The following is a 14,136-nucleotide window of genomic DNA, read 5'->3' as shown; positions in this document are numbered from 1 at the left end:
TTCATAAGTTCGTTAACGACGTGTTCTGACATGAGACGATGGGATGAAAAATCGGATGCCTGAGCCTCCAAAGTGTTTATATGTAACAGGTTATACGCATTACTCTTCCATTGCAATAACAAGATCTACAGTAGAAAACAAAGAATTTCACACCAGTGGTTAAAGTGGAAATCTGTAATCTGATCATCGATTTTTCAATGTGGTTTACAACGTAACAATGTTATGTTACGCTCATTTCAATAAAAAGGGGGACCATATATGACGGATGATTTGATCTCCAAGAAAGAATTGTTGGACCTGACAGGAATCTCATACGGCCAGTTATACCGCTGGAAGCGGAAAAATCTCATTCCGGAAGAATGGTTCATTCGGAAGTCGTCCTACACCGGACAAGAGACCTTTTTTCCCAAACAACAGATTTTACTGCGCATTGACAAGATTCTCAATATGAAAGACGGATTATCGCTGGATGAGCTGGCAGACGTGTTCTCACCTACGTTGGGTGAAGTGGAGATGTCTGCAGAGCAATTGTTAGAGCGAAACATTGTTTCACAAATATCGCTGGATCTGTTAAAAGAAGCAGGTCGAGAACAATCGCTGTATGCTTTGGAGCAGATTATGATGCTCTACGTCCTTGATAAGCTGTTAATGAGCGGAGATATTACTCGGCAAGAGGGTGCGTTGCTGATCGAAGTGATGTCCGAACATTATTATCGTTTTACAGGCAAACCCAGCGAACTCGTGCTTATTCGTAAGATGGGTGTTCCTTCATTCATGCTGGTAACAGCAGGAACGGAGTTTTATTTTGACAATGGTGTGAAAGTGGTTCTTAGGCAGCCGATGGGAACATTTATGGAAGAATTAAAACTCAAATTGGGATAAGGAGAGGATCATCTATGGAAGAGCGGAATAAGCGGAATGATCTGAATGTGGCGGGCATAAGTCAAACGGCAGGCGGGAATTTTCACCGTGTATCTATTGATGGCATGGCTAAGGTGAACGGCAACCTGGACTGCACCTCTATGGAAGTGAATGGGACATTGAAGATGCACGGCGCTTTGACCTCCGAGAGTGCAGCGATTAACGGCATGTGCACGTTGAATGGACCTCTGACCAGTTCTCGTGTTCGGGTGGATGGTTTGACGACGATTAACGGAGATCTCCATAGCACTGAGCTTGAAGTGAACGGAAAGTGTACCGTACGTGGAAGAGTGGATGGGGAACGAATTGATATTGGCGGTGTGATCGATATTGAAGGGGATGTCCAATGTGAGTCCCTGAATGTACGGGGCAGTATTAAGATCAGCGGTTTACTGAATGCGGGAACAGTGGAGATCAGGCTGCATACATCTTCTTCGGCTAAAGAGATTGGCGGAGAGCGTATCGATATTCGTCGCAAGGAACAACAGAATGGCTTTTGGAAAAGTATTGGTCTGGGCGGGACCCCTTCATTTAAGACATCCTTAATTGAGGGTGATGAGATTGTGCTGGAAGATACCGAAGCTGACATTGTTCGGGGGAGTAACATTTTTATCGGTCGCGGCTGTAACATTAGGCTGGTCGAGTATTCAGGTGAACTTGAGGTAGATCAGGATGCCAAAGTGGGCAGCAGTCAGCGAATATAAAGTTTGGATATGGAGAGAAAGGGATGGGATGGACATGAATAACAATCCGGGGCGTTCATTGGACAAAAAAATGGATATCAGCATCGTTGGTGATGGCAGTTCTTCTGGTGGCGTGTACGGCAAGATCAAGGTTGCAAGGGACGCGTCCTTTAACGACAATCTATCTTGTGATCGATTCAAATGTACGGGTACATCGGTCATATACGGATCGCTTGAATCCACAGAGATTAAAATTACCGGAACCCTGACTCTGACAGAGCGAGAGGCCAGCAACGGTGGTGAGGATGGAATCCGGGCATCTGGCCTGCATGCCAAAGCTGAGCATATAAAAGTGGTCGGTGAACTTCATCTGTCAGGGGATTGTCAGGCGGAAAATATCAAGCTGAACGGCCGTTTGACGATAGCTGGGATGCTCAGCGCTGAACACATGACGCTCAAAATCATGGGTCCATCCGAGGTCAAGGAAATGGGCGGTTCCATCATCTCGGTGAAGAGTGGCCGGTTGAATGACTTGTTTACGGGGAATAAATCAATTCTCAAGGCACAGATTATTGAAGGTGATGACATTGAATTAGAGAATACGGAGGCCGAGATTGTCCGTGGCGATAAAATAAAAATCGGTCCTGGCTGCCGGATTGGTACAGTGGAATACCGTTCATCTCTGCAAATTCATCCGCAATCGGAAGTTTTGCTGCAAAGCAATCGGTCCTTGGACTGATTAACGCAGACTTCTTTTCGGATATACTAATGCAGTCATATGAATAGAGCGTGAATGGAGAGATTGAGTACAATGGTTGCACGTAAAAACAGTATTGGATTGGTGCTGGCAGGGTTACTGCTCAGCATATTAATGGCTTCGATGGATAATACCATCGTGGCAACAGCTATGGGGGATATTGTCGGGAAGCTGGGTGGGCTCGACAAGTTCGTCTGGGTTACCTCCGCGTACATGGTGGCTGAGATGGCAGGCATGCCGATCTTTGGTAAGTTATCCGATATGTATGGACGGAAGAAGTTTTTTGTATTTGGTATTATTGTGTTTATGCTTGGCTCAGCGCTGTGCGGAACGGCAACGTCTATTGTGGAATTGACGATGTACAGAGCGATTCAAGGTATTGGTGCGGGTGCCTTGGTGCCGATTGCCTTTACGATCATGTTTGATGTCGTTGCACCAGAATCACGTGGTAAATTGGGTGGATTGTTTGGAGCCGTCTTCGGCCTGTCCAGCGTATTTGGACCACTGCTCGGTGCTTACATTACCCAGTATGCGACATGGGAATGGGTATTCTATATCAACCTGCCGCTAGGCTTGATTGCATTTGTGTTCATTGCGTTCTTTTATAAAGAATCCCATCAGCATCAATCCCAACAGATCGACTGGCTGGGTGCTGTAACGCTGATCGGTGCTGTTGTCTGCCTGATCTTTGGTCTGGAACTTGGCGGCAAAACGTTTGCCTGGGGTTCGTGGCAGATTCTTGGCTTGTTTGCCGGATTTGTAGCATTGGCGCTGCTCTTCCTTTTTGCAGAAACAAAAGCCAAAGAACCAATCATCTCCTTCAGCATGTTCCGCAACCGGGTCTACTGGTCCAGTAACGTTATTGGTATGTTCAGTGGTGCGGCGTTCATTACAGCATCCGTGTACATTCCGATCTTCATACAGGGGGTACTCGGTGGCAAAGCGACCAACTCCGGTCTCGTACTATTGCCGATGATGCTTGGGTCCGTTGTGACGGCGTCCTTGGGCGGGGTGTTGATGACCAAAATCAAGTATCGTAATATCATGATTCCTACGTTGGCTTTACTTGTCATAGGACTTGGATTGTTGACTACGTTGGATGAGAACTCATCCCTTTGGACGATACGTATCTACATGGTGATGGTTGGTCTGGGTGTCGGTGCTTCGTTCTCCGTACTTAGCAATGCAGCCATGAATGCGTTTGAACCGCAAAGACGCGGTGCGGCAAGCTCCACACTTAACTTTTTGCGGTCCCTCGGTATGACGATGGGCATTACGATCTTTGGTATCGTACAGAGCCAGGTATTTACGCGTAAAATGAACGATGCTCTCGCTGGTTCAGCTGCGGAAGCAGGTGGTGCTTCAGCAGGTGGCGTGCCGCAGGGAGTGGATCTGACCGATCCACATGCGCTGCTCTCACCAGAACTTAGACAGGCGATTCCGCCTCAGGTGCTGGATACCATCACACATGCCTTGTCTTCTTCCATCGTGCAGTTATTTGCCTGGGCTGTGATTCCGGCTGCACTCGCGTTGGTCGCTTCCTTCTTCATGGGAAGAGAGAAGATGCTTGTAGGCGAAGAGCAAGGCGAATACACCGGCGGTCACTAAACCGTAATGCGGTAAACTAACTATAAGTTAAGGTAGTACAGCTGATCGTAGCTTGGTAAAACTCAATAACATATCTTAAACCATGAAAAGACACACTTCTCGCGTATCCTTAAAAGGGAAGGGAAGTGTGTCTTTTTGTTTTCGTAGGATCAGTTTATCCTAGAATGCATGAATTACGGATTGAACTCTTTTGGCTGCTTCAGAAAAGGAGCCTAAGGCTGTTTCGTATCGCTAATCCCGTCCTCGACCACAGAAGGCCCTTGCGGGTCTGGCAGGCTGCTATGACCGGAGCGGGCAATAAGACGATTCTGAGCTTTGTACGTATCCCGTGTAATCGTTTTGGATTCGACCACTTTGCCGTTTAGCCTCTTGGTTCGTACCGTCTCGACAATATATCCAGGCTGTCCGTCTTGCAGCACCTGCTGTGCACCATCAGGCAGTACCGTACTGGACACATACTTCACCGGAACACTTAATGTTTCAATGGTACGAGATTCAAGGGCATAGCTGACGTTCTCCGGGAAGGTGCCGAAAAATTTCACCATCAATTGGTGATTCTTTACCTCTGCATGAATGAGTAAGGATTTTCCAGTATTATTCTTGAAGCGAAAGTTGATGGCTCCCGAGGCAAAGGTGGCATCCAGTCCTTTCGGCAAATATTTGACCGGCAGGGAGTGGTTACGACGCTCAATAATATCAAGACCCGTCAATAGCGCTGCATTATACACTGTACTTGATACTTGGCAGATTCCCCCGCCAATTCCGGGGGTTAGTCTTCCATTAACAATGACCGGAGCCTCACGAAACCCATAATCTTTCTCAGCTTTACGGACGACCTTCTCATAATCGAATGTGGCATCCGGTGGCAAAATCATGCCGTTAATCGCTTCCGCCGCTGCACTGACATTATGTATCCGGCCTTCACTACTATTGCCCAGACCCGTGGAGAACTGGATGATCTTTCGGTCAATGCCTTCCTGGCGCAGCGAATCAAGAGTTACTTCAGGCTTCAGCGTATAGAGTGGTACCTGGATCAACAGTGGGGCGGGTTTCTCATCCGGGTTCAGTACACTGAAATCCCTGTGCAACTTCGTCTGAATGAGACTTGTGAGTGTATCCCAATCAATGCGGCGGACGCCTTTTTCCGGGATATACTGGACTTTGTCACTTGCGGTAATGCGGCGAACAGCGTCCGCAGGCGTACCGAAGGTTTCTTTTTCCCAGGCAGGGTTGAGACGTTCTTGAAGTGGTCTTGAGTTGTAGTTCATATCGAGAGAGAACTCTTTCGGAAAATGATAACGTGCATAAGCGCGTTCCCACAGGTTACCTTCCTCCAGTTGCTGTATCGCCGACTCAAAGCTGTTAACGTTGTAACTCACACCCACCTGAGCTGTGGTATACGTCATCGTCTTGGGGTCAGGTTCAGTCACTTCAAGAGTGACAGGCCAGTCCTCCAGCTTTTTAATCTTTTCATCCAATTCTTGTAATACGTTCTTGCGATTCTTCCCTTCCACCGACATACCGCCAACACGAACGTCTTTGGGTAGGGTAGGCTGATTCACGTACATATACAACAATCCGTAGGACGCGGAGCCGATCAAGAGGATGGAGAAGAGAACAATGACCGTCAAATGTATTTTTTTCATAACCGTACGCTCCTTTATACTTCTGTTGTTCCGCACTTTGTAACACTTTCTATATATATGATCCAATGCAGGAAAACTTTCGGGTACTCAATAGGTAACAAATTTGTTACAATAAACTTCATATGAATCCATGCTTCACCATCGAAATAGGATCGAAGTGGATTTTTCCTGATGAAATTCAGGTCTTTTTAAAGGAAATGCCGGGAATGTGTCGAAATGATAATGGCTAACTATGCGAGCAGGAAGTGATGATGTGATAGAAATGCAGGACGTGTGGAAGACCTACGCCAATGGGACCCACGCATTACAAGGGGTGTCGGTGAAGATCGACCGCAATGAATTTGTCTATATCGTCGGTCCGTCCGGCGCAGGTAAATCGACATTTATGAAATTGATGTACAGAGAAGAAGTTCCGACCAAAGGACAAATATCCATTAACGGATTTAATATTGGTAAGTTGAAGCCAAGAAAGATTCCTTATGTGCGTCGTAACATCGGCGTGGTGTTCCAGGATTTTCGTCTGCTGCCACGGATGACAGCATTTGAGAATGTGGCATTTGCCATGGAAGTTATTGAAGCACCGAAGCGTCATATCAAGAAACGAGTGATGGAAGTACTCGACTTGGTGGGACTGCGCAGTAAAGCAAATCGTGAACCTTCACAGCTCTCAGGTGGAGAACAGCAACGTATTGCCATTGCACGGGCTATCGTCAATAACCCCTCGGTTATTATCGCGGATGAGCCTACAGGTAACCTTGATCCGGAGACGTCATGGGGCATTATGCAACTGCTGGATGAGATTAATTTCCGGGGAACAACGATTGTTATGGCGACCCACAACAAAGATATCGTGAATACGATGCGTAAACGGGTAATCGCTATCGAAAGTGGACGGATTGTACGGGATCAGATGAGAGGGGAATACGGTTATGAATTTTAGTACTCTCTTGCGCCATCTGCGGGAGGGATTCAAAAACGTATTCCGCAACGGCTGGATGTCTGTGGCCTCCATCATGTCCATCATTGTGTCGCTGTTTATTCTTGGCGTGTTTATGCTACTGGTGCTCAATGTGAATTCCATGGCGAATCAGGTTGATAGCCAGGTGGAGATTAGCACGTTCCTCGAACTGAATGTGGACGAGAACCTGCGTAACACACTGGAGCAAGAAATCAGCGCGATGCCTGAAGTAAGTGAGATTCGTTTTGTTTCCAAGGAAGAAGGACTCAAGGAGTTCCGTGAGCGTCTTGGAGAGAGTGCAGATAACGTGCTTAGCGGTTTCGATGTGGACAACAACCCACTGCCGGAGACCATTGAAGTTGAGGTCATTGAACCGGAAACGGTCAATTTTGTGGCGCAAAAAATCGAAGCTTTGAACGAAAAACACCCGGAGAAGCCAATCATGAAAGTGAACTACGGCAAGGAAACGGTGGAAGTGTTGTTCAAATTTACGAAACTTGTTCGTAACATCGGATTTATTTTTGTCGGGGGACTGGGTCTGATGTCCATGTTCCTGATCTCGAATACGATTCGCGTAACGATTCTGGCACGTCGCCGGGAGATCGGAATTATGAAGCTGGTTGGCGCAACCAATACCTTTATTCGCTGGCCTTTCTTTATTGAAGGTGCACTCATTGGATTTATTGGCTCGGTCATTACGGTTGGTGTGCTGTTTGTTGGATACAGCCAGTTGATGAAGACGATTGGTCAGGATGTCTTCATGCAGATGCTTAACTTGATTCCGCTCGGCGAAATCTGGGGACTGTTTGGAACACTGTTGATCGGACTTGGTGTGCTGGTAGGTATTTTGGGAAGTACGCTGTCCATTCGGAAATCACTCAACGTTTAATTTTGTTTTCAACGATCGAATTGCAGAATATGTCGAAAAGAATGGTAAAGCAGGTTCATTAATGGACGCTGTTTGACGATATGTAGGAAAGACGGAGTCTTTTAAGATTGAAGAAAGCAAAGAACATGCTGTTCACCACCTGTGCAGGTTGCTTTCTTGTGAAATCATAGGATGGGGGATCATCATTTTGAAAAAAACCGCTTCGCTGCTGGCCTTTACGTTATTGGCCAGTTTGACGCTTCAACCTTCTGACGGATATGCCAAGAGTAGCATCAGCGATATTGACCAACAGATTCAGCAACTGGAGAGCAAGGCGGCTTCTGCCAAGCAGGAGCAAAAAAAAGCGGCTTCCAACAAAAAGGAAGCACAGCATTACAAGAACAAAACCAACGCTTATCTGAAGGTTGTCATGGAACAGATCAATGTCGTTAGTGATGAACTGGCGAGTGTATCCTTGCAGATCGAGAACACGGAGGAAGATCTCCGTACAACAAAAAAAGATCTGCAAGCGGCAGAAGAACGCATTGTTGCAAGGGAAAAATTGTTGGAGTCACGCGTACGCCTGATGTATACGGACGGTGCTGTATCCTATCTGGATGTATTGTTGTCCTCTACTAGCTTCACTGACTTCCTGACCCGTGCGGATTCACTCAAAACGATTGTGGATCAGGATCAGCATCTGCTGGATGAGCACAAAGCGGACAAGCAACTAGTCGTGGACAAAAAGGCAGAACTGGATGTGCAATATGCGGAAGCCAAGAGTCTGTATGCACAGAAGAAACAGCGCAAGTCCCAATTGAATGAAAAAGAAGCGGAAAAGCAAGTGCTTCTCGCTTCATATGATGCTAAAATTGAAGAGTCAGAAGAGCTGACACAAGAGCAGGAAGATGTATTAATGCAGATTGCCAGCAAACGTTCGGCACTTCTTCAAGAGAAAAATAAATTGCGTGAACAGCAGGCAGCTGCCGCAGCCAAAGCAAAAGCCGCAGCAGCGGCTCGGGCGAAAGCTGCAGCCAAGGCGCCTACTAGAGTGAGTTCGGATAGCAGCACGAGTGGTTCAACCAGTTCATATTCAGGCGGCAATGGCATATTTAGTATGCCTATCTCTGGTGGAAGGATTTCCTCGTCGTTTGGTCCACGTACACATCCGATTACCGGAGAAGTGGGCAAACTGCATGCTGGCGTTGACTTTGCTGTTCCGCAAGGAACGACAGTACGAGCGGCCTCCGGTGGTGTCGTGATTGTTGCTGAATGGATGAGCGGTTATGGTAATGCCGTAATTATCGATCATGGTGGAGGATTATGGACCTTATATGCTCATAACAGTAGTTTGAGTGTTAGTAAAGGCGATACAGTCTCACGTGGAGATAAGATCTCAGAATCAGGCAATACCGGTAATTCTACGGGACCGCACTTGCATTTCGAAGTACGTGAAAACGGGACTCCTGTCAATCCGATGAACTATCTGTAAAATCTGTTTAAGCACCGAATGGAAAAAACATATTCCGTACAAGCTAGACATATACTAAGCTGGCATGTTCAGGGAATGGATTCTGGCAACAATGGAATCGGACACGCTTCAAAACTAAAGGCGGTGACAAACGGATGATGAAGAAAAGATCGGCGCTACTGCTTGTCATTGTGGGTCTCCTGGGTGGTAGTTTGCTAACCCTGGTACTAATGACTTACCCGGGAATAGCAAACCAGACCACAGCGGGCGAAGGTTTGCTGGCTAGTGTAACCGGCAATACACAGCAGAAGAACGATTTGAAAAAGATTGAAACTGCGATGGATTTGATCTCCAGCAACTATTATAAAGACGTGGATCAGACCAAATTGATTGACGGTGCGATCAACGGCATGATGGAATCGCTTGGTGATCCGTACTCCAACTATATGGGGCAGGAAACAGCTGCTCAGTTTGAAGAGTCGATCGAAGGTTCATTTACCGGTATTGGCGCAGAGGTATCCTCACAGGATGGAAACGTCGTTGTTGTTTCCCCAATCAAAGGATCTCCTGCCGAGAAAGCGGGTATTCGTGCGAAAGACATGATTATGTCGGTCAACGGCGAATCCCTGCAAGGTTTGGAACTGAACAAGGCTGTTAACAAAATCAGAGGTCCCAAGGGCAGTGAAGCGAAGGTACAGGTCAAACGTGCCGGATCTTCCGAGCTGATTGAATTTGTCATTGTACGTGATGATATTGATCTGGAGACCGTATATGCTCACATGGAGGATGGCGGAATTGGCGTTATTGCCATTACTCAATTCTCTTTAAATACAGGCGATCGCTTCAAGGAAGAGTTGGCGAAGCTTGAGAAGCAGAACATGAAAGGTCTGGTCATCGACGTACGGAATGACCCAGGCGGTGTATTGCAAGTTGTTATTGATATTGCTGAACAGTTTGTTCCTAAAGGCAAGGTTATTGTGCAAGTCGAAGACAAGAACGGCAAAAAGGAACAAAGCAAGTCCAATGGATCAGCCAAAGCTTATCCAGTCACAGTCCTGATGAACAAAGGTAGCGCGAGTGCGTCGGAGATTTTGGCTGGTGCATTACAACAGTCAGCAGGTGCTAAGTTGATTGGTGAAAATTCCTTTGGTAAAGGAACCGTACAGACGAGTTATGACAAGCAGATGGGTGACGGCAGCTTGCTGAAGATCACCATTGCCAAATGGCTCACTCCGAACGGAGACTGGATTCATGAAAAAGGAATCAAACCGGATATTGCGGTAGACCAGCCGGATTATTTCTCGGTGGCACCGATTAACAAAGAGAAGTTACCACTGAAATATGACAGTAATAGCACGGATGTGAAAAGTGCGCAGACGATGCTGAGAGGACTCGATTTCAAACCGGATCGTGTGGATGGATACTACGACCAGAAGACGGAAGAAGCGGTCAAGGCATTCCAGAAGCAAAAAGGCATTCAGGCTACAGGCCAGATTGACGAGAAAACCGCTGAATCACTGGAAGCGGCTCTGATTGAACGTATTGCCAATCCTCAATATGATGCACAGCTGAAACGCGCGATCGAAAATGTCTCGAAGGATATTTCGTCCGCTGTGTCGAAGCCATAAAGAAGGCTGATTTTCAGCCTTCTTTTTTTCTGAACCGGCTGAAAGAGAGGGGTGACCGACCACAATGGAATGGGTATGGCCGTGGTTAACTACATTAGGGGAAGCTTTGTTGCAGTTGTTTATTCAACCGTTTTATTATATTGCGGTGATCCTGATTGCGCTGATCTATCATCGTCAGTTACTACAGGAGCGTAAATTGTTTCATGTCCGTTTGCAAAGCTCGATAACACAGACGATTCGTGCGGTGCTCGGAGGCATACTCATCGGTACCATTGTCTCAATCGTGTCCCTATTTCTCGGTGCACATCTTACGCTGGGAAGCCTGATATGCATATGGGCTGCAACGTTAGTTCTATCCTTGTTCCGTATCCGATATCTGTGCTTTGCCTACGCGGCAGGGTTGCTGGGTGTGGTGCAATTTGGTTTGAATCTGGCTTCAGGCTGGCAACCATCCGGTTGGATGGGGAGTATCACGGAGACGCTACGTGCTCTGGATATGCCTGCACTGCTTGTTTTGGCGGCCATCCTACATATGGGTGAAGCCCTGTTGGTACGTATGCAGGGAGTATCGATGGCATCACCGCTTCTCTTCGAGGGAAAACGTGGGAAACTGGTTGGTGGATATCAACTACAACAGTTCTGGGCCATTCCCCTACTGATTCTTGTTCCCGTCACAGGAGGTGGCGCGGAGCTGGCATGGAATCCACTGATGAATGCAGGTCATAGTTATATGCTGGTTGCGTTGCCGATTATGCTCGGATTTGGTGAGATAACGCAGAGTATGCTTCCGGGACAAAAGGTACAGATCTCATCAAAGCGGTTGATGATATACGGGGCAACTTTGCTTGTGTTCAGTTTGCTTGCTGCATGGTGGTCTCCACTCATGGTGGTTGCTGCGCTGATCGCATTTATTGGACATGAATTTCTGGTATGGTACAGCGCGTTTGAAGAGCAAAACCGTAGTCCGGTATTTGTTCATCCGCAGCATGGGTTGAAGGTATTGGCTGTTATTCCGGAGAGTCCTGCTGCAGATTTGGGGATTGAAGCAGGAGAGACGTTGTATAAGGTGAATGGTAAGTTGGTTCATTCACCGGAAGAGTTGCATCGCGCTCTGCGGATGAACCCGGCTTTTTGCAAGCTTGAGGTGCGAAATCACCAAGGAGAAAGCAAGTTCATGCAACGGGCGATCTATGAAGGGGAGCATCATCAGCTTGGGATCATTATGGCACCGGACAATCACGAGGTCTGGGCGATTCGCTTACGTCCACTGACGTTGTTCCATATCATTAATCTCAAATTGTTTGCCCGTCTGAAAAAACCACAAAGGGACGAAGCTCCATTGGCGTTACCGCCAGCCCCAGTTACCAGTGACAAAGGGTCTATTGAGATGTAACTAAGCATACGTGATGAAGTATGTTGCATAAATCAAGCAATGAAAAAAGGTATTTCCGAACGCCGTCGCAGGCAAGGGAAATACCTTTTTTTGTTATTGTTTTAACATAAAGATGGCGATTTGGGTTCGATCACGCAAGCTCAGCTTGCCGAGAATATCCGTGACGTAGTTTTTGACCGTGCCTTCACTGAGGAACAGTTTGGCGGCAATTTCCTTATTGGACAACCCCTCCGATATGGCCTCGGCAACCGCCAGCTCCATACGTGTCAGTTCATAGGCTTCGATTGGATTCTGTGTCAGGGGAATTGCAGCGGGACGAAGAAGGCCTGCCAATTTGCGGGCAATATCCGGATGAATTAACATATCACCGTTATGTACGGTCTTGATGCCTTGAATGATCCGCTCGGGTGGAACATTTTTGAGCAAATAACCGCTTGCTCCATTCTGTAATGCCTGAATAATATACTCATCGTCGTCAAACGTAGTTAGCATGAGCACTTGGATTTCAGGAAAACGTGCCTTGATGCGTTTGGTACCTTCAACTCCGTCACATTCCGGCATCCGAATATCCATCAACACCACGTCCGCAGGCGTTCCTGCTTCAAGCAATGCCAACGCTTCCTGTCCATTTGAGGCTGTGCCTGTAACGCGAATGCCGGAGCCGAGTCCGAGCAGCACTTTCAGGCTCTCACGAATGAAGTAATCATCGTCTGCGAGAATCAGCCGAATAAGTGGGAGTTGGGCTGAATCATTGTTTTGGTTCACATCATTCCGTTTGGACATGAGAACATTCACTTCCTTTTTCAGAGTATATCCATCTGGTTCGTTAATGGAATGCGTGTAATCACTGTATACGGATAAGTCGATTGAATCTCCAGGACTCCTCCCACCATTTGTGTGCGCAGAAGCATGCCTTCCTGTCCTATGCCATTTCGCTTGGAAGAAGGAGGATTGATTTTGCCATCATTACTCACACTCATACACACTTCTTGATCCCCGAATACCAACTCCACTGTGATCGAAGAAGCATTTCCATGTCGCAGGGCATTGGTCAGGGCTTCTTTGGCATTTTTGTATAAAACGATCTGTATGCTGGGATACAGCACATGAGATGGGCCATGAACTTAATAATTTGTCTTCACGCCGGTATCTCTACCCACTTCCTCTAGGAGACGATCCAGGGCGTAGGCTTCGGATGCATAGGATTTAGGTTGCAGTTTGTGCAGTGTGCTGCGCATATCATCCATACTATCGGCCAATTGATCGCGAATCTGTCTCACCATTTCCGTTCCTTGTTCCATATTCAGGGGAAGGGTCAGCAGGGTGGCTTCCGACATCATTTTGGTGCGAATCAGTCGATGCCCGATATCGTCATGAAGCTGTCTGGAGATACGGGTACGTTCCTCTGCCTGAGCCACTCCTTCAAGTTGCTTTGTAAATAACAGCAGCTGCGCACGAGCTTCTTGTAGTTCGTAATGTTTGCTGCGGAGCTCGTCATAGACTTGTTCCAGTTGTCCGCGGCTGCTCGCCGTTCTTGATCCCTGCCAAGACAGAGCCGCTGTGATGAGCAGAAGCAGGTTGCCAAGAACCATCGCAATTGTCCCTGTGGAGAGTAATGAAGTGGCGGTTGTATTTAGTGTGGTTAACCCTGGTTGCGATGCCTGTGGGACAGAATAATGCCAATGCAAAGCGACATTGTTAGCAACGAGCTGAATCGCAAACATCAACCATCTCCGACTTCCCACCAGTCTGTATATATACACGTAGAGCACGGATAGAGAGAGGAAAAACATAAATGGTCCATACGAAGCAATCAGCCAGCAGCTCCAGAGTATTTCGGCCAGCAGCAACAGCCATTGCTGTGTACTTGAACGGTTAAAATCTTTCCACACGGAGAGTCCAAGCGCGATGATGATATACAAGGTGTAGACGGCTTCATTTTCCAAGGGCAGCATCAACAGGTACAGTACTGCTGGAACGATAATTAATCCGTATTGCAGAAACCGCATCGGCATATGTAAATGACATCCTTTATATAAAAAGTGGAGTACAAAATCTCTTGGTAATGCGCCCTTGATTATACCATAAGCAGCATTCGAATCAGGAGATGACTTAAGTCACCTTCGATTCATGACTTTGTGTACCTTCGCTACAGATTGCGATCCGTTACAATAAAATTATGAAATCCAGCGGCGAAGGCCGA

The 14,136-nt window shown here is 47.1% G+C and carries 13 protein-coding genes; 9 read left to right on the top strand and 4 right to left on the bottom strand.

Annotated elements, in window-relative coordinates; all coding sequences use genetic code 11:
- The first annotated feature begins 258 nt into the window (after positions 1–258).
- The 4 genes from BS614_RS30650 to BS614_RS30635 all read left to right on the top strand — a co-directional run bounded on the left by BS614_RS30650 (position 259) and on the right by BS614_RS30635 (position 3,969).
- Complete coding sequence (locus BS614_RS30650; RefSeq protein WP_074096600.1) at positions 259–882, top strand: YhbD family protein; 624 nt, start codon at positions 259–261, stop codon at positions 880–882.
- Between the two features lie 14 nt (positions 883–896).
- Positions 897–1,625 (top strand): polymer-forming cytoskeletal protein, encoded by a 729-nt coding sequence (locus BS614_RS30645; RefSeq protein ID WP_074096599.1) that lies wholly within the window; start codon positions 897–899, stop codon positions 1,623–1,625.
- A 34-nt stretch (positions 1,626–1,659) separates the two neighbouring features.
- Positions 1,660–2,343, top strand: a complete 684-nt coding sequence (locus BS614_RS30640) for a hypothetical protein (protein WP_157116260.1) — start codon at positions 1,660–1,662, stop codon at positions 2,341–2,343.
- A gap of 72 nt (positions 2,344–2,415) precedes the next feature.
- Positions 2,416–3,969, top strand: a complete 1,554-nt coding sequence (locus tag BS614_RS30635) for an MDR family MFS transporter (RefSeq protein ID WP_074096597.1) — start codon at positions 2,416–2,418, stop codon at positions 3,967–3,969.
- 212 nt (positions 3,970–4,181) lie between these two features.
- Here the strand turns inward: BS614_RS30635 and BS614_RS30630 are convergent, their stop codons facing one another.
- Positions 4,182–5,615, bottom strand: coding sequence for a VanW family protein (locus BS614_RS30630; RefSeq protein WP_074096596.1), 1,434 nt, complete (start codon positions 5,613–5,615; stop codon positions 4,182–4,184).
- A gap of 253 nt (positions 5,616–5,868) precedes the next feature.
- Here BS614_RS30630 and ftsE point away from each other — a divergent pair, with 253 nt between their 5' ends.
- The 5 genes from ftsE (at position 5,869) to BS614_RS30605 (ending at position 11,933) form a co-directional block, all read left to right on the top strand.
- The gene (ftsE, locus tag BS614_RS30625) at positions 5,869–6,555 is read left to right on the top strand and encodes a cell division ATP-binding protein FtsE (RefSeq protein ID WP_026081444.1); all 687 of its coding nucleotides are present in this window, start codon (positions 5,869–5,871) and stop codon (positions 6,553–6,555) included.
- Entirely contained in the window at positions 6,545–7,462 is a 918-nt protein-coding gene (ftsX, locus tag BS614_RS30620; protein WP_074096595.1) for a permease-like cell division protein FtsX, read from the top strand. The genes ftsE and ftsX overlap by 11 nt, the downstream gene beginning before the upstream one ends.
- 187 nt (positions 7,463–7,649) lie before the next feature.
- Positions 7,650–8,933 carry a murein hydrolase activator EnvC family protein gene (locus BS614_RS30615; protein ID WP_074096594.1) on the top strand — a complete coding sequence of 428 codons (1,284 nt, stop codon included), beginning with the start codon at positions 7,650–7,652 and terminating at the stop codon, positions 8,931–8,933.
- A 134-nt stretch (positions 8,934–9,067) separates the two neighbouring features.
- On the top strand, positions 9,068–10,540 hold the full coding sequence (locus tag BS614_RS30610) for a S41 family peptidase (protein ID WP_074096593.1): 1,473 nt from the start codon (positions 9,068–9,070) through the stop codon (positions 10,538–10,540).
- 64 nt (positions 10,541–10,604) lie between these two features.
- Positions 10,605–11,933, top strand: a complete 1,329-nt coding sequence (locus tag BS614_RS30605) for a PDZ domain-containing protein (RefSeq protein ID WP_074096592.1) — start codon at positions 10,605–10,607, stop codon at positions 11,931–11,933.
- Between the two features lie 93 nt (positions 11,934–12,026).
- Here BS614_RS30605 and BS614_RS30600 read toward each other — a convergent pair whose 3' ends face one another.
- From BS614_RS30600 to BS614_RS30590, 3 genes are all read right to left on the bottom strand, one after another.
- Positions 12,027–12,716, bottom strand: coding sequence for a response regulator transcription factor (locus BS614_RS30600; protein ID WP_074096591.1), 690 nt, complete (start codon positions 12,714–12,716; stop codon positions 12,027–12,029).
- A 20-nt stretch (positions 12,717–12,736) separates the two neighbouring features.
- On the bottom strand, positions 12,737–12,913 hold the full coding sequence (locus tag BS614_RS31900) for a sensor histidine kinase (RefSeq protein WP_167544435.1): 177 nt from the start codon (positions 12,911–12,913) through the stop codon (positions 12,737–12,739).
- A gap of 144 nt (positions 12,914–13,057) precedes the next feature.
- Positions 13,058–13,948: a sensor histidine kinase gene (locus BS614_RS30590; protein ID WP_074096589.1), complete on the bottom strand. Its 891-nt coding sequence runs from the start codon at positions 13,946–13,948 to the stop codon at positions 13,058–13,060.
- Positions 13,949–14,136: the final 188 nt, after the last annotated feature.

This window comes from Paenibacillus xylanexedens, assembly GCF_001908275.1.
Taxonomy (GTDB): domain Bacteria; phylum Bacillota; class Bacilli; order Paenibacillales; family Paenibacillaceae; genus Paenibacillus; species Paenibacillus xylanexedens_A.
The sequence above is the reverse complement of the archived record's forward strand: the minus strand, read 5'-3'. Positions and strand labels throughout refer to the sequence as shown.

Bases quoted from the DNA above. Each gene is read 5' to 3' on its own strand.
- BS614_RS30640 (WP_157116260.1), top strand. From the start codon at position 1,660: ATGAATAACAATCCGGGGCGTTCATTGGACAAAAAAATGGATATCAGC.
- BS614_RS30590 (WP_074096589.1), bottom strand. From the start codon at position 13,948: ATGCCGATGCGGTTTCTGCAATACGGATTAATTATCGTTCCAGCAGTA.
- BS614_RS30630 (WP_074096596.1), bottom strand. From the start codon at position 5,615: ATGAAAAAAATACATTTGACGGTCATTGTTCTCTTCTCCATCCTCTTG.
- BS614_RS30600 (WP_074096591.1), bottom strand. From the start codon at position 12,716: ATGTCCAAACGGAATGATGTGAACCAAAACAATGATTCAGCCCAACTC.
- BS614_RS30605 (WP_074096592.1), top strand. From the start codon at position 10,605: ATGGAATGGGTATGGCCGTGGTTAACTACATTAGGGGAAGCTTTGTTG.
- BS614_RS30645 (WP_074096599.1), top strand. From the start codon at position 897: ATGGAAGAGCGGAATAAGCGGAATGATCTGAATGTGGCGGGCATAAGT.
- BS614_RS31900 (WP_167544435.1), bottom strand. From the start codon at position 12,913: ATGAGTGTGAGTAATGATGGCAAAATCAATCCTCCTTCTTCCAAGCGA.
- ftsX (WP_074096595.1), top strand. From the start codon at position 6,545: ATGAATTTTAGTACTCTCTTGCGCCATCTGCGGGAGGGATTCAAAAAC.
- BS614_RS30635 (WP_074096597.1), top strand. From the start codon at position 2,416: ATGGTTGCACGTAAAAACAGTATTGGATTGGTGCTGGCAGGGTTACTG.
- BS614_RS30650 (WP_074096600.1), top strand. From the start codon at position 259: ATGACGGATGATTTGATCTCCAAGAAAGAATTGTTGGACCTGACAGGA.
- BS614_RS30610 (WP_074096593.1), top strand. From the start codon at position 9,068: ATGATGAAGAAAAGATCGGCGCTACTGCTTGTCATTGTGGGTCTCCTG.